At 73.7% G+C, this 20842-nt stretch carries 15 protein-coding genes and 1 tRNA gene; 15 read left to right on the top strand and 1 reads right to left on the bottom strand.

Going from position 1 to position 20842, the window contains the following annotated elements; translation table 11 throughout:
* The first annotated feature begins 207 nt into the window (after positions 1-207).
* From SLAV_RS42530 to SLAV_RS20625, 4 genes are all read left to right on the top strand, one after another.
* On the top strand, positions 208-762 hold the full coding sequence (locus SLAV_RS42530) for a type II secretion system F family protein (protein ID WP_391384941.1): 555 nt from the start codon (positions 208-210) through the stop codon (positions 760-762).
* A gap of 61 nt (positions 763-823) precedes the next feature.
* The gene (locus tag SLAV_RS20615) at positions 824-1021 is read left to right on the top strand and encodes a DUF4244 domain-containing protein (RefSeq protein ID WP_030228542.1); all 198 of its coding nucleotides are present in this window, start codon (positions 824-826) and stop codon (positions 1019-1021) included.
* A gap of 34 nt (positions 1022-1055) precedes the next feature.
* On the top strand, positions 1056-1385 hold the full coding sequence (locus SLAV_RS20620) for a TadE family type IV pilus minor pilin (protein ID WP_030228541.1): 330 nt from the start codon (positions 1056-1058) through the stop codon (positions 1383-1385).
* The gene (locus SLAV_RS20625; protein WP_037686852.1) at positions 1382-1732 is read left to right on the top strand and encodes an Rv3654c family TadE-like protein; all 351 of its coding nucleotides are present in this window, start codon (positions 1382-1384) and stop codon (positions 1730-1732) included. Before SLAV_RS20620 ends, SLAV_RS20625 begins: the two co-directional genes overlap by 4 nt.
* A 487-nt stretch (positions 1733-2219) precedes the next feature.
* Here the strand turns inward: SLAV_RS20625 and SLAV_RS20630 are convergent, their stop codons facing one another.
* A complete protein-coding gene (locus tag SLAV_RS20630; RefSeq protein ID WP_030228539.1) occupies positions 2220-4676 on the bottom strand; it encodes a DEAD/DEAH box helicase in 2457 nt (818 codons plus the stop codon).
* Between the two features lie 82 nt (positions 4677-4758).
* Here SLAV_RS20630 and bldG point away from each other — a divergent pair, with 82 nt between their 5' ends.
* From bldG to SLAV_RS20685, 11 genes are all read left to right on the top strand, one after another.
* Positions 4759-5100 (top strand): anti-sigma factor antagonist BldG, encoded by a 342-nt coding sequence (gene bldG, locus SLAV_RS20635; protein ID WP_008743037.1) that lies wholly within the window; start codon positions 4759-4761, stop codon positions 5098-5100.
* A 114-nt stretch (positions 5101-5214) separates the two neighbouring features.
* Positions 5215-5649 (top strand): ATP-binding protein, encoded by a 435-nt coding sequence (locus SLAV_RS20640; RefSeq protein WP_030228534.1) that lies wholly within the window; start codon positions 5215-5217, stop codon positions 5647-5649.
* A gap of 306 nt (positions 5650-5955) precedes the next feature.
* Positions 5956-8358 (top strand): sodium-translocating pyrophosphatase, encoded by a 2403-nt coding sequence (locus tag SLAV_RS20645; protein WP_030228531.1) that lies wholly within the window; start codon positions 5956-5958, stop codon positions 8356-8358.
* Positions 8359-8530: 172 nt separating this feature from the next.
* Complete coding sequence (locus tag SLAV_RS20650; RefSeq protein ID WP_030228528.1) at positions 8531-9088, top strand: hypothetical protein; 558 nt, start codon at positions 8531-8533, stop codon at positions 9086-9088.
* Positions 9089-9187: 99 nt separating this feature from the next.
* The gene (locus SLAV_RS20655) at positions 9188-10720 is read left to right on the top strand and encodes a DUF7059 domain-containing protein (RefSeq protein WP_030228524.1); all 1533 of its coding nucleotides are present in this window, start codon (positions 9188-9190) and stop codon (positions 10718-10720) included.
* A 133-nt stretch (positions 10721-10853) separates the two neighbouring features.
* Complete coding sequence (locus tag SLAV_RS20660) at positions 10854-11051, top strand: hypothetical protein (protein WP_030228521.1); 198 nt, start codon at positions 10854-10856, stop codon at positions 11049-11051.
* Between the two features lie 267 nt (positions 11052-11318).
* Positions 11319-14144, top strand: a complete 2826-nt coding sequence (topA, locus tag SLAV_RS20665) for a type I DNA topoisomerase (RefSeq protein ID WP_030228518.1) — start codon at positions 11319-11321, stop codon at positions 14142-14144.
* 185 nt (positions 14145-14329) lie between these two features.
* Positions 14330-17545 (top strand): dTMP kinase, encoded by a 3216-nt coding sequence (tmk, locus tag SLAV_RS20670; RefSeq protein ID WP_030228516.1) that lies wholly within the window; start codon positions 14330-14332, stop codon positions 17543-17545.
* 112 nt (positions 17546-17657) lie between these two features.
* A complete protein-coding gene (locus tag SLAV_RS20675; protein WP_030228513.1) occupies positions 17658-18869 on the top strand; it encodes a DNA polymerase III subunit delta' in 1212 nt (403 codons plus the stop codon).
* A 175-nt stretch (positions 18870-19044) separates the two neighbouring features.
* Positions 19045-20580 carry an alpha/beta hydrolase gene (locus SLAV_RS20680; protein ID WP_030228510.1) on the top strand — a complete coding sequence of 512 codons (1536 nt, stop codon included), beginning with the start codon at positions 19045-19047 and terminating at the stop codon, positions 20578-20580.
* 105 nt (positions 20581-20685) lie between these two features.
* A tRNA-Thr gene (locus tag SLAV_RS20685) sits at positions 20686-20759 on the top strand.
* Positions 20760-20842 lie beyond the last annotated feature (83 nt).

Here is a 20842-nt window from a genome sequence, read left to right on the forward strand (position 1 = left end):
CTGCGGCGGCGGGCGGCGCGTCGCAGACTCGCGCGGCTGTTCCCGGCAAGGGCGGCGGCCTCCGGGCCGGGGCTCGGGCCCCGGGTACGGGCGTCGCGGGCGGTCCGGGCCGGACCGGACGGATTGGGCGGATTGGGCGGACGGGCCGGACCGGGCGGAGTGCTGCCGGGGCGGCGGGTGGCGGGCGGGGCGTCGCCGGGAGGCCCGGTGCGGGCCCGCGGGGCGCCGGACGTGCCGATCGGGGGCGGGGCGGAGTCCGGGCTGCGGGGCTTCCTCGCCCGGTCCCGGTCGCGATCGCAGGCCGGTGCCGATCCCCGGGAGGCCGAGCGGCAGTTGCCCTTCGCGGCGGATCTGCTGGCCGCCTGTCTGGCGGCGGGCGCGGGACCCGTGGAGGCGGCCGAGGTGGTCGGGGAGTCACTCGGCGGCCCGGTGGGCGAGCGGCTGGCGCTCGCGGGCGCGGAGCTGCGCCTCGGCGGCGAACCGGGCGCCGCGTGGGGGAGGTTGGCGCGGATACCGGGGGCCCGGGGGCTCGCGGAGTGCCTGGAGCGGGCCGCGCGCACCGGGGCGCCGGCCGCCGAGCCGGTCTCCCGGCTGGCCGCGGGGCTCCGCGCGGACCGTTCCCGGCGGGCGGTGGCCGCGGCGCAGCGGGCGGCGGTGCTCGTCACCGCGCCGGTGGGGCTGTGTTTCCTCCCCGCCTTCCTCGCGATCGGGGTGGCTCCGGTCGTGATCGGAATGGCCTCGGGACTGCTGTCGGGCAAGTGAGAGAACCGCACGGATCACAAGCTGAAATCACATCAAGAACGTAATCCCACAGGAGGTTGTCATGAGGATCATCTGGTTTCGGGTGCGGGCGGCGCTGAGCGGCCGTTCGGGTGACGCGGGAATGTCGACTTCGGAATACGCCATGGGCACGATCGCGGCGTGTGCGTTCGCCGCAGTTCTGTACAAGGTGGTGACGAGTGACGTGGTCTCGGCGGCCCTGCAGTCGACCATCGGGAAGGCGCTCGATGCGCCCTTCTGAGGGAAATCGGGCGGGAATCGGGGACCGCGGATATGTGACGGCCGAGGCAGCTCTGATCATTCCGGCGCTGGTGTTGTTCGCGGCGTTGCTGGTGTGGGCGCTGATGGCGGCGGCCGTTCAGATCCGGTGCGTGGACGCCGCGCGGGCCGGTGCCCGGGCGGCGGGCCGGTCGGAGCCGCAGGAGGTGGCGGTGGCGGCGGCCCGGGCGGCCGCCCCGCCCGGGGCGCGGGTGGAGCTGGAGCGGTCGGGGGACCTGTGGCGGGTCACGGTGGCCGCCCCGGCGCCGGGCCCGGCGGGGCTGCCGGTGCGGCTGGGGGCGGTGGCGGTGGCGCTGGCGGAGGACAGCGTGGGGGCGCCGCCGTGAGCCGGGACCGGGGTTCGGCGACGGTGTGGGCCGCGGTGGTGGCCACGGCCCTGGTGGCGGTGTTCGGGGGTGTGCTGCTGCTCGGTCAGGCGGTGGTGGCGCGCCACCGGGCCGGGGCGGCCGCGGATCTGGCGGCGCTGGCGGCGGCCGTGATCTGGGCGCGGGGTCCGGAGGAGGCGTGCGCGGTGGCCGGGCGGGTGGCGCGGGCGCAGGGGGCGGAGGTGGCGGTGTGCCGGGTCGGGGGTGAGGTGGCCGAGGTCACCGCCCGGGTCCGGGCGGGGCCGTTCGCCCCGGGGGTGCCGGCTCGTGCGGGGCCGGGGGTGGTGCCGGAGCCCTCGGAGGGCTGAGCCGTGTGCCGTCGCCCCCGCGCGGAGCCCTCCCCGCCCCGCCCTTCCCTCGTTCCCCGGGTCTCCGCCCCGGCCCCCGCGCCTCAAGCGCCGGCGGGGCTGAATGCCCGGGGTCCGGCCCGGGCCCCCAGCCGTCCCGGCAGCCGCGTCGTGCCGGGCGGGGCGGGCCGGGCCAGCCGTGCCGGGCCGGCCCGGCGGCCGCCCCGGGACCGCGGCCCGGCCCGGCGGCTCCGCCGGGCCGGGTAGAGCCCGGCGTGCGGTCCCAGGCCCCACGCCTCGCACTTCGGTGGGGCTGAACGCCTCGGGGTTCCGTTCCGGGTCCCCGGCCGCACAGGCCCCGGCCCGCCCCCTGGGCCGGGGTCCCAGGCCCGCGCACTGGGGGTCGGTGGGGTTGGGAGTCCGGGTTCGGACCCGGCTCCTGGGGCTCCGCCACGGGCCCCGCGCCTCGGGGCCCGTGGGGTTGGGGTCCCGGGTTCCGGTTGTGGGGTCAGGGGGTCGAGGGGGGTGGGGTCAGGAGGTGGGTGAGGAGGCGGAGGGCGCCGCGTTTGTGGAGGGGGTCGTTGCCGTTGCCGCACTTGGGGGACTGGATGCAGGAGGGGCAGCCCGCCTCGCACTCGCAGGCGGCGATGGCGTCCCGGGTGGCCGTCAGCCAGGCGCGGGCGGTGTGGAAGCCCCGCTCGGCGAAGCCGGCGCCGCCGGGGTGGCCGTCGTAGACGAACACGGTCGGGAGGAGGGTGTCGGGATGCAGCGGGACGGAGACCCCGCCGATGTCCCACCGGTCGCAGGTGGCGAACAGCGGGAGCAGGCCGATGGAGGCGTGCTCGGCGGCGTGCAGGGCGCCGCCGAGGATCTCCGGGGTGATCCGGGCCTCGTCGAGCTGGTCCTCGGTGACCGTCCACCACACGGCCCGGGTGCGCAGGGTGCGCGGGGGCAGGTCCAGTTTGGCCTCGCCGAGGACCTCGCCGGTGATCAGCTTGCGGCGCAGGTAGGAGACGACCTGGTTGGTGACCTCGACGGAGCCGAAGCAGAGCCGGGCCCGGCCCCAGGGGATCTCCGTCTCGGTCTCCAGGATCGAGATCGCGGTGGTGTCGCGGGCCGTGGTGGAGAACGGCGGGGAGGCCTCCTCGACCAGGGCCACCGAGTCCTCCAGATCCAGGTGCTTGACCAGGTAGGTGCGGCCCTGGTGGAGGTGGACGGCGCCGTCGTGGACGGCGGTGTGGGAGGCGGACTCGTCCACGGTGCCCAGCAGCCGGCCGGTCGAGGCCTCCACGATCTGCACGGGGCGGCCCCCGCCGCCGCGGATGTCGGTGAGGTCCGAGGCCCGTTCCCGCCGGGTCCAGTGCCAGGCGGTGGCCCGGCGGCGCAGCAGTTTCGCCGCCTCCAGCTGGGGGAGGAGCTCGCGCGCCGCGGGGCCGAAGAGGTCCAGGTCCGCGTCGGTCAGGGGGATCTCGGCGGCGGCCGCGCACAGGTGGGGGGCCAGGACGTACGGGTTGTCGGGATCGAGGACGGTGGCCTCCACCGGCCGCCGGAAGAGGGCCTCGGGGTGGTGGACCAGGTAGGTGTCCAGGGGGTCGTCGCGGGCGATCAGCACGGCCAGGGCGCCCTGGCCCGAGCGCCCGGCCCGGCCCGCCTGCTGCCACAGGGAGGCCCGCGTGCCCGGGTAGCCGGTGATCAGGACGGCGTCCAGGCCGGAGACGTCCACGCCCAGCTCCAGGGCGGTGGTGGCGGCCAGGCCGAGCAGTTCCCCGGAGTGCAGGGCCCGCTCCAGGGCCCGCCGCTCCTCGGGCAGGTAGCCGCCCCGGTAGGCCGCGACCCGCCGGGGCAGGGACCGGTCCACCTCCGCGAGCCGCTCCTGGGCGATCACGGAGATCAGCTCGGCGCCGCGCCGGGAGCGCACGAAGGCCACCGTGCGGACGCCCTGCACGACCAGGTCGGTCAGCAGGTCGGCGGTCTCCGCCGTCGCCGTACGCCGTACGGGGGCGCCCTTCTCGCCCCTGAGGTCGGTCAGGGGCGGCTCCCACAGGGCGAAGACCACCTCACCGCGCGGCGAGGCGTCGTCGGTGACCTCGGTGACCGCCACGCCGGTCAGCCGGGACGCGGCGGCCGCCGGGTCGCTCGCGGTGGCGGAGGCCAGCAGGAAGACCGGCTCGGAGCCGTAGCGGGCGCACAGCCGGCGCAGCCGCCGCAGGACCTGGGCGACGTGGGAGCCGAATACCCCCCGGTAGGTGTGGCACTCGTCGATGACCACGTAGCGCAGGGCCTTCAGGAAGGAGGACCAGCGGGGGTGGGAGGGCAGGATGCCCCGGTGCAGCATGTCGGGGTTGGTCAGCACGTAGTTCGCGTACTGGCGCACCCACTCGCGTTCCTCGAAGGGGGTGTCCCCGTCGTACACGGCGGGCCGTACGGCGTTTCCGAGCGGCGCGGCCAGCTCCCGCACGGCCCGGCGCTGGTCGGCGGCCAGAGCTTTGGTCGGGGCCAGGTAGAGGGCGGTCGCACCCCGGCCGTTGGGTGCCTCCGCGCCGTCGGCGAGGGCGGAGAGCACGGGCGCCAGGTAGGCCAGCGACTTGCCCGAGGCGGTTCCGGTGGCGACGACCACGGATTCCCCGTCCAGGGCGTGCTCGGCGGCCGCGGCCTGGTGTTCCCACGGATGTTCGATCCCGGCGGCCCGGATGGCGGCCACGACATCCGTTCGGATGCGGTCGGGCCAGACCGCATGACGACCCGCCCGAGGGGGCAAGTGCTCCGTATGGGTGATGCGCGCAGCTCGGGAAGGCCCCCGTGAGAGACGGTCCAGGACCGTGCCGGGAGTGGGTCGTGGGTCCGCCGCGGCCGTGGCCGGACCGGGGCGCTGAGTGTTGGCCATTGGAACCGAGTGTGTCACCGGCGTGCGGGACAATGGACCCAAGGCGTCGTGCGCGCCTGCCGGTAAGTGATTGAATGCCATCGCGGCAGCCGATCCCTCCCCTACCTTCGGGTGGGGAAGGCCCCTGGGGGGCGCCGCTCGATAGCAAGGTGCTGGAGGATCCGTGGACCTGTCCCTGTCGACTCGCACTGTCGGCGACCGCACGGTCGTAGAGGTCGGTGGCGAGATTGATGTGTATACCGCGCCCAAGCTGCGCGAGCAGTTGGTGGAGTTGGTGAACGACGGCAGCTACCACCTGGTTGTCGACATGGAGCGAGTGGACTTCCTCGACTCCACCGGCCTCGGTGTGCTCGTGGGAGGCCTCAAGCGCGTCCGCGCGCACGAGGGCTCGCTGCGTCTGGTCTGCAACCAGGAGCGCATCCTGAAGATCTTCCGTATCACCGGTCTGACCAAGGTGTTCCCGATCCACACCACGGTGGAAGACGCCGTCAACGCCACCGACTGACGGCTCCAGGCCCGTGCCGCCCCGGCGGCACAGGAGCCGACGAGGAGCGGGGGTACCGGACCACGGGTGGTCCGGGCCCCTGTCAAGGCACGCCCGTAGTCCGAGGGGGATGCAATGGCCACCGTTGAACTGCGCTTCAGCGCCCAGCCCGAACACGTCCGGACGGCCCGCCTGGTGGCGGCCGCCGTGGCACGCCGGGCGGGTGTGGAGGAAGCCGTCCTCGACGAGGTTCGCCTCGCCGTGGGCGAGGCGTGTTCCCGTGCCGTCGGACTGCACCGCAGCAACGGCCTGACCGCGCCCGTCCGGGTGGTCCTGACCGAGGAGGAGAAGTCCTTCTCCATCGAGGTCGGCGACGACGTGCCCGGGCCGGCCGACGGTTCTTCCGTGTCCGGCATCGCCGCGGCCCTCGACCCCGACAGCGACGAGGAGGACGAGATGGGCCTCGCCGTGATCAGCGGGCTCGTCGACGACGTCTCGGTCACCACCGGGGAGGGCGGCGGAACGATTCGGATGAGCTGGCCGGTCTCCGGGGGGTCGGACCTCCCGTAGGGCCGTCGTCCGCACGGTCCGCACGGTCCGTCGCATCTTCTGTGTCTTCCGTATCTTACGATCTTTATCAAGGCCCTGCTGAGCAGGGCCTTTTTCATTTCTCCGGGAAATAAACCCGGTCTCCCGCAGTGTGCTGATCGCCTGTCAATGCCTTTGTCCCATTACTTCTTTCGGGGGTAATGGAGTGACGTGATCTATTGCTGAGGAGCAAGAGCAGGCCAATTCCGTTTCACGCCCACTGTTTTGATCCCGGTGCGCTCCCTACAATCCGTCCACATCTTGAGCTCATCACGTCAAGGAGGACGAATGACGGGGCTCTTCACCCCTATCGCGCCGGATCGCGTCAATGATCTGGCAGCCGCAGTACTCACCGATGACAATCGGCTCATCGTGTTCGCCATCGCGGGCGTCGCACTGGCCGCGCTGGTCGTCGCGCAGATCCTGGTCCGCCAGGTCCTCGCCGCCGACGAGGGCACGGAGAGCATGAAGAAGATCGCCGCGGCGGTGCAGGAAGGGGCCAACGCCTATCTCGGCCGCCAGTTGCGCACCCTCGGCGTCTTCGCCGTCGTGGTGTTCTTCCTGCTCTTCCTGCTCCCGGCCGACGACTGGACGCAGCGGGCGGGACGTTCCGCCTTCTTCCTCGTCGGCGCGCTCTTCTCGGCCGCCACCGGCTACATCGGCATGCGCCTCGCGGTCCGCGCCAACGTGCGCGTCGCGGCCGCCGCCCGGGAGGCCACCCCCGCCGAGGGCGAACCCGCCAAGGACCTCACCGAGGTGTCCCACAAGGCGATGAAGATCGCCTTCCGGACGGGCGGCGTCGTCGGCATGTTCACCGTCGGCCTCGGCCTGCTCGGCGCCTCCTGCGTCGTCCTGGTCTACGCCGCCGACGCCCCCAAGGTCCTGGAGGGCTTCGGGCTCGGAGCCGCGCTCATCGCGATGTTCATGCGCGTGGGCGGCGGCATCTTCACGAAGGCCGCCGACGTCGGCGCCGACCTGGTCGGCAAGGTCGAGCAGGGCATTCCGGAGGACGATCCGCGCAATGCCGCGACCATCGCGGACAACGTGGGCGACAACGTCGGCGACTGCGCGGGGATGGCGGCCGACCTCTTCGAGTCCTACGCCGTCACCCTCGTGGCGGCGCTGATCCTCGGCAAGGCCGCCTTCGGCGACCTCGGCCTGGCCTTCCCGCTGATCGTGCCCGCCATCGGTGTCATCACCGCCATGATCGGCATCTTCGCGGTCGCGCCGCGCCGCTCGGACCGCAGCGGCATGACCGCGATCAACCGCGGCTTCTTCATCTCCGCCGTGATCTCCCTGGTGCTGGTCGGGATCGCCGTCTACGCGTACCTCCCGGCCACCTACAAGGAGCTCGTCGGCGTCGAGGACGCCGCCATCTCCACCCATTCCGGGGACCCGCGCGTCCTGGCGCTCGTCGCCGTCGCCATCGGCATCGTGCTCGCGGCCCTGATCCAGCAGCTGACCGGCTACTTCACCGAGACCAACCGCCGTCCCGTCCGGGACATCGGCAAGTCCTCGCTGACCGGACCCGCGACCGTGGTCCTCGCCGGCATCTCCGTCGGCCTGGAGTCCGCCGTCTACACGGCGCTCCTCATCGGCCTCGGCGTCTACGGGGCGTTCCTGCTCGGCGGGACCTCGATCATGCTGGCGCTCTTCGCGGTGGCCCTGGCCGGCACCGGCCTGCTGACCACCGTCGGCGTCATCGTCGCCATGGACACCTTCGGGCCGGTCTCCGACAACGCCCAGGGCATCGCCGAGATGTCCGGCGACGTCGAGGGCGCGGGCGCCCAGGTGCTCACCGACCTCGACGCGGTCGGCAACACCACCAAGGCCATCACCAAGGGCATCGCCATCGCCACCGCCGTGCTCGCCGCGGCCGCGCTCTTCGGCTCGTACAACGACGCCATCGCCACCGCGGTCAAGTCGGTCGGTGCCAAGGCGGGCGAGATGAACCTCAGCCTGGACATCGCCCAGCCCAACAACCTGGTCGGCCTGATCCTCGGCGCGGCCGTCGTGTTCCTGTTCTCGGGCCTGGCCATCAACGCCGTCTCCCGCTCCGCGGGCGCCGTCGTCTACGAGGTGCGCCGCCAGTTCCGCGAGCACCCCGGGATCATGGACTACACCGAGAAGCCCGAGTACGGGCGCGTCGTGGACATCTGCACCAAGGACGCGCTGCGCGAACTCGCCACGCCCGGCCTGCTCGCCGTCCTCACCCCGATCGCCGTCGGCTTCTCGCTCGGCGTCGGCGCGCTCGGTTCGTTCCTCGCGGGCGCCATCGGCACCGGCACCCTGATGGCGGTCTTCCTCGCCAACTCCGGCGGCGCGTGGGACAACGCCAAGAAGCTCGTCGAGGACGGGCACCACGGCGGCAAGGGCAGTGAGGCCCACGCCGCGGTCGTCATCGGCGACACCGTCGGAGACCCGTTCAAGGACACCGCCGGCCCGGCGATCAACCCGCTGCTCAAGGTCATGAACCTGGTGGCCCTGCTGATCGCCCCGGCCGTCGTGCAGTTCAGCTACGGCGAGGACACCAGCGCGACCGTACGGGCCGTGGTCGCGGCCCTCGCCATCGCGGTGATCGTCGGCGCGGTCTACGTCTCCAAGCGCCGCGGCATCGCCGTCGGCGACGACGGGGACGGCGGGGCCGCCGAACGGGTGGCCCAGTCGGCCGATCCGGCGGTGGTTTCCTGATCCTGCGGACGCTTCGAGCGCGTCGGCACCGGCCCCCGGGCCGGACCGGCGGGGCGATGCGCCCGAACGGCGGACGGGCGGCGCGGACTGACGCGCCGTCTGTCCGCCTTTGTGCGTACCCGGATGGCGGGCGTGTATCTTCCGGCCGAGAGCCTTCGAAGGGACCAATCCGGTGAACAAGAAGCTTGCGGCCGCGGTGTCCGGCGGTGCGGTACTGATGCTCGTCCTGTCCGGCTGTGGTGGCGGTGGGGACGACGGCGACAAGAAGGCCGACGCCTGGGCCAAGAAGGTCTGCGACAAGTGGGAGCCAGAGCTCACCAAGATCAAGACCACCAATGACGAGCTGAAGCGGGTGGCCAGCCAGAGCAGCAAGCCGGAAGAGGTCCAGAAGACCGACTCGGCCGCCTTCCAGACGCTGTCCGAGGCCTACAAGACCATGGGCGGCGCGCTCACGGCCGCGGGCGACGCGCCCGTCAAGGACGGCGCCACCACCCAGCAGGCCGTGGTGAAGAGCTACGACGAGATCTCCAAGGGCTACACCGATCTCAAGACGAAGATCGACGCGCTCGACCCCAAGGACCAGGCGAAGTTCGCGGACGGCCTCCAGCAGGTCGCCGGCGGTCTCACCCAGGTCGCGGCCAACGAGACGGCGAGCAAGGAGAAGCTCAACTCGACCGGCCTCAAGGTGATCTACACCCAGAAGGGCTGCCAGGTCAGCGCACCCAAGTAGCCGACCGGGCCGACCGGGCACCGCCCGCCCCGCGAGCGCGCGGCGGGCGGTACGCCGAGGGTCGTACGGATCCGCGGCCCCAGCGGCCACAATGGACGCGTGAGTACCACCAGCCTCCCCAAGCCCGACCGGGCCGTCGCCCTCCGTACCGCCCTGCTCGCCGCGGGCTTCACCGCCGACGGGCTGCTCGACCTGCTCGGCGCCCCGGCCTACGCCGCGCTCGCCCGCAGCGAGACGGTCCCCGCCCTGCGCGCCGCGCGCAGCCACGGCGACGGCCCCCTCCCGAGCCTGGTCCGGCTGTTCCTCCTGCAGAGCCCCGTGCCCTACGCGCACGCCGCGGCCGCGCTGCCCGTCGAGGACGCCCTCGCCGACGGCTGGCTGAGCCGGGAGACGGGCGCCGACGGGGAGGACACCGTCCGCGCCACCGTCGACGTCCGCCCGTACGGGGGCCCGGACGGCGAGGACTGGTTCATCGTCTCGGACCTCGGCTGCGCCGTCGGCGGCGCCGGGGGCATCGGCAGCCGCGAGGAGGGCGTGGTCCTCGGCGTGGGCGGGGCCTCCACCACCCTGGCCGGCATCACCGTCCGCGTCCCCGTCGGCTCGGCCCTCGACCTGGGCACCGGTTCGGGCATCCAGGCGCTGCACGCCGCCCACCACGCCACCCGGGTCACCGCCACCGACGTCAACCCGCGCGCCCTGGAATTCACCCGTCTGACGCTTGCGCTGTCCGGGGCGCCGGAGGCGGAGCTGCTCGCCGGATCCCTGTTCGAGCCGGTCGGCGAGGCCACGTACGACCTGATCGTGTCCAACCCGCCCTTCGTGATCTCGCCCGGCGCCCGGCTCACCTACCGCGACGGCGGGATGGGCGGCGACGACCTGTGCCGGACCCTGGTCCAGCAGGCCGGCGCCCACCTCAACCCGGGCGGGTACGCGCAGTTCCTCGGGAACTGGCAGCACGTGGAGGGCGAGGACTGGCACGACCGGGTCCGCTCCTGGGTGCCGCGCGGCTGCGACGCGTGGATCGTGCAGCGTGACGTGCAGGACGTGACGCAGTACGCGGAACTGTGGCTGCGCGACGGGGGCGACCACCGCAGCGACCCGGCCGAGTACGCGCGGCGCTACGAGGACTGGCTGGACGAGTTCGAGGCCCGCGGGACCAAGGCCGTCGGCTTCGGGTGGATCACCCTGCGCCGTACCGGGGCCGCCGAGCCCTCGATCGTGGTCGAGGAGTGGCCGCACTCGGTGGAGCAGCCGCTCGGCGACGCCGTCCTGGCCCACTTCGCCCGCCAGGACTACCTGCGCGAGCACGACGACGCGGCCCTGCTGGCGGGGTACTTCCAGCTCACCGAGGAGGTCGTCCAGGAGCAGGTCGGCGCGCCCGGGGCGGAGGACCCGGAGCACGTGGTGCTGCGCCAGCACCGCGGCATGCGCCGCGCCACCAAGGTCGACACGGTCGGGGCGGGCTTCGCCGGAGTGTGCGACGGGTCACTCAGCGCGGGCCGGATCCTGGACGCGATCGCCCAGCTGGTGGAGGAGGATCCGGTCGTTCTGCGGGACCGGACGCCGGAGGCGATCCGGATGCTGGTCGAGCAGGGTTTCCTGGACCCCGTGCCGGGGCCGGCCGCCCGCTAGCGGAGCCCGCGCGGGCCCCGCGTCGCCGTGATGTAACCCGGGGTTCGCCTGCTGTCCTCCCACGGCTGGCAGGCTCCCGGGCAACGGGATCCGGGGGGATTCCCGAGCGGCCCGAGGGGAAAAGGGGAACGGCATGGAACGCGGTCCGGCGATCTTCGCAGCGGCCGTGTTCCTGCTGTTCGGAGCGGCTCTGCTGGCCTGGACCGGGGCGCGTGCGGTGCGTCGCGCGCCGGTGGCCGAGGGAGTGCGCCCCGTGGTGGCCGTACCGTTGGCACTGCTGTCCGGTGCGGTGTCCCTGGCCCTCGGGGTCTGGTGCCTCCAGCGGTTCTGAGGCGGCTTCCCGCGATGATCTCCGCGGGTGTGTGAAACCCGACGTCGAGGCGGGTCGGGAGGCGGGGCCAGACGGCCCTCCGGCCACCCTGCCCGGTGACCGGGAGGGGGCGGCCGATGCATCCGGGCGGCAGAAACGGCACTTGTCGGGTTACCGTTCGAGTGGCCGTTGCGGGCTTGTGCCGTTTGACACGGGTGCGGGTTGTACCGTCACACTCCGCAGCGTCGCCGTACCGCGACCGAGTGCCGACCGGAGAGAAGAGCCAAGTTGTCCCCGACTAGCGAGACCGCAAAGGGCGGCCGCCGACTCGTCATCGTCGAGTCCCCTGCCAAGGCGAAGACGATCAAGGGCTACCTCGGCCCCGGATACGTCGTCGAGGCGAGCGTCGGGCACATCCGCGACCTCCCGAACGGCGCGGCCGAGGTCCCCGACAAGTACACCGGCGAGGTCCGCCGCCTCGGCGTGGACGTCGAGCACGACTTCGCGCCGATCTACGTCGTCAACGCGGACAAGAAGGCGCAGGTCAGGAAGCTCAAGGACCTGCTGGCCGAGTCCGACGAACTCTTCCTCGCCACCGATGAGGACCGCGAGGGCGAAGCCATCGCGTGGCACCTGCAGGAAGTCCTCAAGCCCAAGGTCCCCGTCCACCGGATGGTCTTCCACGAGATCACCAAGGACGCGATCCGCGACGCCGTCGCCAATCCGCGCGAGCTCAACCAGCGCATGGTCGACGCCCAGGAGACCCGCCGCATCCTCGACCGCCTCTACGGCTACGAGGTCTCGCCGGTCCTGTGGAAGAAGGTCATGCCGAAGCTGTCGGCGGGCCGCGTCCAGTCGGTGGCCACCCGGCTCGTCGTCGAGCGCGAGCGCGAGCGCATCGCCTTCCGCTCCGCCGAGTACTGGGACCTGACCGGCACCTTCGCCACCGGCCGCGCCGGTGACGCCTCCGACCCCTCGACGCTGGTCGCCCGCCTGAACACGGTGGACGGCAAGCGCGTGGCGCAGGGCCGCGACTTCGGCTCGAACGGGCAGCTCAAGAGCGAGGTGCTGCACCTCGACGAGGCGAACGCGCGGGCGCTCGCCGCCGCGCTGGCGGACACCGCCTTCGCCGTCCGGTCGGTGGAGTCCAAGCCGTACCGCCGCTCCCCGTACGCCCCCTTCCGTACGACGACGCTCCAGCAGGAGGCCTCGCGCAAGCTCGGCTTCGGTGCGAAGGCGACGATGCAGGTGGCGCAGAAGCTGTACGAGAACGGCTTCATCACCTACATGCGTACGGACTCCACCACGCTCTCCGACACCGCGGTGTCGGCGGCGCGGGCGCAGGTCACCCAGCTCTACGGGGCCGACTACCTGCCGGAGAAGCCGCGCGTCTACGCCGGCAAGGTCAAGAACGCGCAGGAGGCGCACGAGGCGATCCGCCCCTCGGGTGATCGTTTCCGCACCCCGGCCGAGACGGGTCTGAGCGGCGACCAGTTCCGCCTGTACGAGCTCATCTGGAAGCGGACCGTCGCCTCCCAGATGAAGGACGCGACCGGCAACTCCGTCACCGTCAAGATCGGCGGCCGGGCGGCCGACGGGCGCGACGCCGAGTTCAGCGCCTCCGGCAAGACGATCACCTTCCACGGCTTCATGAAGGCCTACGTCGAGGGCGCCGACGACCCGAACGCCGAGCTCGACGACCGAGAGAAGCGGCTGCCGCAGGTCGCCGAGGGCGACGCGCTGAGCGCCGAGGAGATCACGGCCGACGGCCACTCGACCAAGCCGCCGGCCCGCTACACCGAGGCCTCGCTGGTCAAGGAGCTGGAAGAGCGCGAGATCGGCCGCCCGTCGACGTACGCGTCGATCATCGGCACGATCCTCGACCGCGGCTACGTCTTCAAGAAGGGCACGGCGCTCGTCCCGTCCTTCCTGTCGTTCGCCGTCGTGAACCTCCTGGAGACGCACTTCGGGCGGCTCGTCGACTACGACTTCACCGCGAAGATGGAGGACGACCTCGACCGCATCGCGCGGGGCGAGGCCCAGTCCGTGCCGTGGCTGAAGCGGTTCTACTTCGGCTCCGAGGAGGCCACCGAGGTCGTACCCGCCGACGGCGACCACCTCGGCGGCCTGAAGGAGCTGGTCACGGACCTGGGCGCGATCGACGCCCGGGAGATCTCCTCCTTCCCGGTCGGCGACGGCATCGTGCTGCGCGTGGGCCGCTACGGCCCGTACGTCGAGCGGGGCGAGAAGGACGCCGAGGGCCACCAGCGCGCCGACGTGCCCGACGACCTGGCTCCGGACGAGCTGACGGTCGAGTACGCGCAGGAGCTGTTCGCGAAGCCGAGCGGTGAATTCGAGCTGGGCGCGGACCCGGTGAGCGGGAACCAGATCGTCGCGAAGGACGGCCGCTACGGCCCGTACGTGACGGAGATCCTGCCCGAGGGCACGCCGAAGACGGGCAAGAACGCGGTCAAGCCGCGCACGGCCTCCCTCTTCAAGTCGATGTCCCTCGACACGGTCACCCTCGACGAGGCGCTGAAGCTGATGTCGCTGCCGCGCGTGGTGGGCGCGGACGCGGAGGGCGTGGAGATCACGGCGCAGAACGGCCGCTACGGCCCGTACCTGAAGAAGGGCACGGACTCGCGGTCGCTGGAGACCGAGGACCAGCTCTTCTCCATCACCCTGGACGAGGCGCTCGCCATCTACGCCCAGCCCAAGCAGCGGGGCCGGGCCGCGGCCAAGCCCCCGCTGAAGGAACTGGGCACGGACCCGGTGAGCGAGAAGCCGGTGGTGGTCAAGGACGGCCGCTTCGGGCCCTACGTGACGGACGGCGAGACGAACGCGACGCTGCGGCGGGACGACGACGTCGAGACGATCACCCCGGAGCGCGGCTACGAGCTCCTCGCGGAGAAGCGGGCGAAGGGCCCGGCGAAGAAGACCGCGAAGAAGGCCGTGAAGAAGGCGCCGGCCAAGAAGGCACCGGCGAAGAAGGCGACGGCGACGAAGGCCGCCGCCGCGAAGAAGACGACCACGGCGAAGAAGACCACCGCCGCGAAGAAGACGACGGCCGCGGCGAAGAAGGCCGCGGCGGCGCCGGCGCCGTCCGACGACTAGCCGGTACGTACGGCGGCGGTCGGCACCGAGGTGCCGTGACGCGCCGCAGCAGTCCGCCCGAGGGCCCCGCGCGATCCGCGCGGGGCCCTCGCGCGTGCCGGGGGCGCACCGGGTGGGTGCGGGGTCACACCCGGCCCCGTCCACAGGCCACCGCAATGGCCAGGCGCAGCGGATAGGCTGGGCGGATGACGCGAGCCGAGCAGCCAACGGTCGTGACCGCCTCCGAGGACCCCACCTACGACGAAGCCCTGGCCGCGGACTCCCGCGAGCGAGCGGTGCGCGCCCTGCTGCGCACCCCCGGGCTGCGCCGGCTGTGGAGCGCCCAGCTGGTGAGCGGCATCGGCGACGCCCTGGCCCTGCTGGTCCTGGTGCTGCTGACCCTCCAGTCGGCCGTCACGGCCGGCGCGGACGGGTTGTTCGGCGCCGGCTACCGGGGCGCGGCCTTCGCCGTCGCCGCCGTGTTCGCCGTACGGATCCTCGCCACCGTCCTGTTCGGCGCGGTCCTGCTCGGACCGCTGTCGCAGCTCATGGCCCCCGTAGGCAGGCTCGACCGCCGCTGGACGATGGCCGGGGCCGACGGGCTGCGGATCGGGCTGTTCGTCGTCGCCCCGCTGTGGCTCGACTGGATCCCGGCGCACGCCACCACCGCGCTGCTCGCCACCGTCTTCGTCGCCGGCGCCGCCGAGCGCGTGTGGACCCTGGCCAAGGAGAGCGCCGCGCCCGCGCTGCTCCCCGCGCCGCCGCCGGAGGGGGCGACCGTACGGCCGCTCCCCGACCACCTCGACGCGCTGCGGCGCCTGACGCTGCGCACGGCGTTCGCGGCGCTGCCCGCCGCGGCCGCCGCGCTGCTCGCCGCGACCCTGGTCGGGCGGGCGCTGGGGCTGGGCGTGGACTGGTTCGCCGCGAACCCGTCGGCGCTGGGTTCGTACGTGGCCGCCGGTCTGTTCGCCGCGTCCGTCTCGCTGCTGCTGCCGCTCGCGCTGCCCGCCGTGAAGACCCCGAGGCCGCGCTCCCCGCTGGAGGGGCTGCGCACCCCCCGGGTGGGCGAGCGGCCCGAGAAGGGGCGTACGGGCTCGATCCGGCTGTTCGTGCTGGCCAGTGCGGCCGTCGCGGGGGCGGTGGCGGCCGCCGCCTCCGTGTCCGTGCTGCACGCCTTCGACCTGGGCGGCGGCCCGTCCGCGTACGCCCTGCTGGTCCTCGCCCTCGTCGGCGGAACGGGCCTCGGCATCCGCGCCACCCAGGCCGGCAAGGTGCTGCCCGGCCTGTCCCGGCGCCGGCTGCTGGCCCTGGCGATCGCGGTGGCCGGGCTCGCGCTGCTGCTGAGCGGGCTGGTCCCGGACACGGCGACCGTGGTGTTCCTGGCACTGCTCGCGGGCACCGCCGCGGGCGTCGCCGCCAATGCCGGGCACACCCTGCTGGACCAGGAGACCGAGGAGTTCCGCCGCGCCCGGGTCACCGCGCACCTGCAGGCCGTGGCGCGGGTCGCCGTGGCGGTCGGCGCCGTCGGCGCCCCGCTGCTGGCCGCCGCGATCGGACCGCACCGGCTGACCGGCGGCGGGGTCGTGTTCTCGCACGGCGGCGCGGCCTTCACCCTGATGCTGGTCGGCGTGCTGCTGCTGCCCGTCGCCGTGGTGGTCCTCACCAAGGCCGACGACCGCGGCGGCGTCCCGCTGCGGCGCGACCTGCGCGAGGCGCTGCGCGGCGGCGAGCCGGTGCAGGCCCCATCGACGACCGGGTTCTTCATCGCCCTGGAGGGCGGCGACGGAGCCGGGAAGTCCACCCAGGTGGAGGCGCTGGCCGACTGGATACGGGGCAAAGGCCACGAGGTCGTCGTGACGCGTGAGCCGGGTGCCACCCCGGTCGGCAAGCGGCTCCGCTCGATCCTCCTCGACATCTCCTCCGCCGGGCTGTCCAACCGCGCCGAGGCGCTGCTGTACGCCGCCGACCGCGCCGAGCACGTGGACACGGTGGTCCGGCCCGCCCTGGAGCGGGGCGCGGTGGTCATCTCCGACCGCTACATCGACTCCTCGGTGGCCTACCAGGGCGCCGGCCGGGACCTGTCCCCGACCGAGATCGCCCGGATCTCCCGCTGGGCCACCGACGGCCTGGTCCCGAACCTGACCGTGCTGCTCGACGTGTCCCCGGAGGCCGCCCGGGAGCGGTTCACGGAGGCGCCGGACCGGCTGGAGTCGGAGCCGACGGAGTTCCACCAGCGGGTGCGGGCCGGGTTCCTGACCCTGGCCGCGTCCGACCCCGGCCGCTACCTCGTGGTCGACGCCGGGCAGGACCCGGGCTCGGTGACCACCGTCGTACGCCACCGCCTGGACCGGATGCTGCCGCTCTCGGAGACTGAGGTCGCGGCGCAGATCGAGGCCCGGCGGCTCGCGGAGGAGGAAGCCCGGCGCAAGGCCGAGGAAGAGGCCGCCCGCAAGGCGGAGGAGGCCCGGCTGAAGGCCGAGGAGGAGGCCCGCCTGGCCCGGGAGGCCGAGGAGGCCCGGATCAGGGCCGAGGCGGAGGCCGCCGAGGCGCGCCGGCTCGCCGAGGAGGAAGCCGCCCGCAAGGCGGAGCAGGAGCGGCTGCGCGCCGCCGAGGAGGCGCGCGCCCGCGCCGAGGCCGAGCGGCTGCGCGCCGCGGCCGAGGAGAAGGCACTGGCCGCCGAGCAGGAGCGGATCCGGCTGGAGGAGGCCGAGGCGGCCCGGCTGCGCGCGGAGGCGGAGGCACGACGGCTGGAGAAGCAGCGCCGCGCCGAGGAGGCCCTGCTGCGGGCCGAGGAGGCGCGCCGGCTGGCGGCGGCCTCGGCGGCCGCAGCGGCGGCGGCTTCCGCGGCCGCGGCTGCCTCGTCGGCTTCGTCCGCTTCGTCCGCGTCCACCGCCGCGCAGGCGGCCCCGGCCGCCGGACCGGGACGGAAGGTCCCGATGCGCAAGGACCCGCACCCGGACGACGCCGTCACCGTCGAGACGCCGCGGATCAAGCGGGCCCTGCGGCCCGACGACATCACCGAGACCGTCCCCGTGCCCAAGATCGACCCGGCGGCGGACGAGACGGCCGTGCTGCCGTCCGTACGTCCCGACGGGCCGGCCGGTGCTCCGGAGGCCCGCGGCGCTTCGGCGCGCACGGCGCCGCCGTCCGCCCCGGCCACCCGGCCGACGGTCCGGCACTCGCAGGAGAGCCCGGCCGACCGGGTTCCGCCCGGCATCTTCCGGGACTCGGGCAACGACGTGACCCGCGAGCTCCCGGTCGTCGGGGAAGACGGCCGGCCGCGCCGGGCCCCGTCCGACTGGGCCGAGGCCACTCCGATGGACGACCTGCCGACCCTGGCCGACGAGCTGCTCGGGCCGCACCGGGACGAGGAGGACGGCGAGGACGGCCGACGCGGTGGGGACGGCCCGCGCCGCCGCTGAGCGGGGACTGTCGGTGGCGCACGCCACAATGTGATCGGGACGCGCGGGACGGCCGGGCGCGGGAGCGCCGGGCGCGAGTGCGCGGGACGCAGAGGGAAAGGCGGTGGGCGGGATGCCCGTGTGGGACGACCTGGTGGGGCAGGAGCGCGTGCAGACGCAGCTGGCCGCCGCCGCGCGGGACGCGGACGCGCTCGTCACCGCCACCTCGGACGGGACCCCGCCGCCGCCCTCGTCCAAGATGACCCACGCCTGGCTGTTCACCGGCCCGCCCGGCTCCGGCCGGGCCACCGCCGCCCGCGCCTTCGCGGCGGCGCTCCAGTGCGTCAGCCCCGACCGGGCGCTCGGCGGCGAGCCCGGCTGCGGGTTCTGCGACGGCTGCCACACCACCATGGTCGGTACGCACGCCGACGTGGAGATCGTCCGTACCGACCTGCTGTCCATCGGCGTGAAGGAGACCCGGGACCTGGTGCGCCGGGCCCAGCTCTCCCCGGCCGTGGGGCGCTGGCAGGTCATCGTCCTGGAAGACGCCGACCGGCTCACCGAGGGCGCCGGGAACGTCCTGCTGAAGGCGGTGGAGGAGCCCGCTCCGCGCACGGTGTGGCTGCTGTGCGCGCCCTCCCTGGAGGACGTGCTGCCCACCATCCGCTCCCGCTGCCGGCACCTGACCCTGGGCACCCCCTCGGTCGAGGCCGTCGCCGACCTGCTGGTGCGCCGGGACGGGATCGAGCCCGCCGCCGCCGCCAACGCCGCCCGCGCGACCCAGGGGCACATCGACCGGGCCCGCCGGCTCGCCACCGACGAGTCCGCCCGGACGCGCAGGGCCACCGTGCTCAAGCTGCCGCTGCGGGTGGACGACGTGGGCGGCTGCCTCAAGGCCGCGCAGGAGCTGGTCGACGCCGCGGGCGAGGACGCCAAGCAGATGGCGGAGGAGGTCGACGCCAAGGAGACCGAGGAGCTCAGGGCCGCCCTCGGCGCCGGAGCGGGCGCGGGCGGCCGCATGCCGCGGGGCACCGCCGGTGTGATGAAGGAACTCGAAGACCGCCAGAAGCGCCGCCGCACCCGTACCCAGCGCGACAGCCTCGACCTGGCGCTGACCGAGCTCACGGGCTTCTACCGGGACGTCCTGGCCCTCCAGCTCGGCTCGAACCTGGCCATAGCCAACGAGGACGTACGGCCGGACCTCGACCGGGTCGCGCGGGCCGGCGGCCCCGAGCGCACCCTGCGGCGCATCGAGGCGATCATCGCCTGCCGGCAGGCCCTCGACCGGAACGTCGCCCCCCTCCTCGCGGTCGAGGCGATGACGATGGCCCTCCGCGCGGGCTGACCTCTCCTCTGCTCCCCGCTTCCGCCTTCACCCGTCCGAGCGATCCGGGCCCCGCCCGTGACCGGTCCGGCACGGGCGCGGCGCGGGGTCCGTCCCCGGTCGGCGGACGGCCGCCCGCCCCAGGCCGCCGCACCGCCCGCCGACACGGACGGCGGGCAGCACGTAGGCTCGCCGCATGGACACCAGGCGTCTGCTGCGTACCACCGGGATCGTGATCGCAGCCGCCGGGCTGCTCCTCTCCGGCTGCACCTCCGGGGGCTCGGACGTGGCCTCGGCCTCGGCGGAACCGACCCCGGCCCCGGCCGCGCTGCGCCCGTACTACGAGCAGAAGCTGACCTGGCGCGACTGCGGCGTCCCCGGCTTCCAGTGCTCCACGATGAAGGCGCCGCTGGACTACGCGAACCCGGGCTCCGGGCAGGACGTCGACATCGCCGTGGCGCGCCGCGAGGCCACCGGCCCGGGCAAACGGCTCGGCTCCCTGCTGGTCAACCCGGGCGGGCCGGGCGGTTCGGGCATCGGATACCTCCAGGCGTACGCGGGCATCGGCTACCCGGCCGCCGTGCGCGCCCAGTACGACATGGTCTCCTTCGACCCGCGCGGGGTCGCCCGCAGCAGCCCCGTCGAGTGCCTGACCGGCCAGGGGATGGACCGGTTCACGCAGGTGGACCAGACCCCGGACGACGCCGCGGAGCGCGACGCGCTGGTGGCCTCCTTCAAGGAACTCGCGGCGGCCTGCCAGGTCCGCTCGGGGCGCGTCCTGCCGCACGTCTCCACGGTGGAGGCCGCCCGCGACATGGACGTGCTGCGCGCGGTGCTGGGCGACGAGAAGCTGAACTACGTCGGGGCCTCGTACGGCACCTTCCTCGGGGCGACGTACGCCGACCTCTTCCCCGCCCGCGTCGGGCGGCTGGTCCTCGACGGGGCCATGGACCCCACGCGGCCCGCCCTGGAGCTCAACCGCGACCAGACGGAGGGCTTCGAGACCGCCTTCCGCTCCTTCGCGAAGGACTGCGCCAAGCAGCCGGAATGCCCGCTGGGGCGGGGCAACCCCGACGCGGTGGGCCAGAACCTGAAGGACTTCTTCCGCAAGCTCGACGCCCAGCCGGTCTCCTCGGGCGACCCGAACCGCCCGCTGGGCGAGTCCCTCGCGACGACCGGCGTGATCGCGGCGCTGTACGACGAGAGCGCGTGGCCGCAGCTGCGCACGGCCCTCACCGACGCGATGAACGGCGACGGGTCCGGGCTGCTGGCCCTCGCCGACAGCTACTACGAACGCGACGCGGACGGCACCTACGCGAACCTGATGTTCGCCAACGCCGCCGTGAACTGCCTCGACCTGCCGCCGGCCTTCAAGGGCCCGGAGGGCGTCCAGTCCGCACTGCCCTCCTTCGAGAAGGCCTCGCCGGTGTTCGGCGCGGGCCTGGCGTGGGCCTCGCTGAACTGCACGTACTGGCCGGTGAAGGCCACGGGCGAGGCGAGGCCGCTGACGGCGAAGGGGGCGGCCCCGATCGTGGTGGTCGGCACGACGCGCGACCCGGCGACCCCGTACAAGTGGGCCAAGGCCCTGGCCGGCCAGCTCGACTCCGGCACCCTGCTGACGTACGACGGCGACGGCCACACGGCGTACGGACGCGGCAGCGAGTGCATCGACACGGCGATCAACCGCTACCTCCTGCAGGGCCAGCCCCCCGCCCCGGGCAAGCGCTGCTGACCCTCCCGAAGATCCCGGTACGGGGCACCCCCTTCGACCCTGTAGACTTGGCGCCGCTGCTGATGAGAGCGTCCCTCAGGGGAAATCTTCTTGTCTTGCAGCGGTGCCGCCTTAGCTCAGTTGGCCAGAGCAACGCACTCGTAATGCGTAGGTCTCGGGTTCGAATCCCGAAGGCGGCTCTGTAGAACCCCCAGGACTCACTCGCCGTGACCTGGGGGTTTTGCTTTTTCCGGCTCAGGTCGCGACGCTCCCGAAGCGTGTG

It is taken from the genome of Streptomyces lavendulae subsp. lavendulae (assembly GCF_002803845.1).
GTDB classification, from domain to species: Bacteria; Actinomycetota; Actinomycetes; order Streptomycetales; family Streptomycetaceae; genus Streptomyces; species Streptomyces lavendulae.

Excerpts from the sequence above, each read along its gene's own strand:
- SLAV_RS20675 (WP_030228513.1), top strand. The coding sequence starts at position 17,658 with ATGCCCGTGTGGGACGACCTGGTGGGGCAGGAGCGCGTGCAGACGCAG.
- SLAV_RS20640 (WP_030228534.1), top strand. The coding sequence starts at position 5,215 with ATGGCCACCGTTGAACTGCGCTTCAGCGCCCAGCCCGAACACGTCCGG.
- tmk (WP_030228516.1), top strand. The coding sequence starts at position 14,330 with ATGACGCGAGCCGAGCAGCCAACGGTCGTGACCGCCTCCGAGGACCCC.
- SLAV_RS20615 (WP_030228542.1), top strand. The coding sequence starts at position 824 with ATGAGGATCATCTGGTTTCGGGTGCGGGCGGCGCTGAGCGGCCGTTCG.
- SLAV_RS20645 (WP_030228531.1), top strand. The coding sequence starts at position 5,956 with ATGACGGGGCTCTTCACCCCTATCGCGCCGGATCGCGTCAATGATCTG.
- SLAV_RS20680 (WP_030228510.1), top strand. The coding sequence starts at position 19,045 with ATGGACACCAGGCGTCTGCTGCGTACCACCGGGATCGTGATCGCAGCC.
- SLAV_RS20630 (WP_030228539.1), bottom strand. The coding sequence starts at position 4,676 with ATGGCATTCAATCACTTACCGGCAGGCGCGCACGACGCCTTGGGTCCA.
- SLAV_RS20660 (WP_030228521.1), top strand. The coding sequence starts at position 10,854 with ATGGAACGCGGTCCGGCGATCTTCGCAGCGGCCGTGTTCCTGCTGTTC.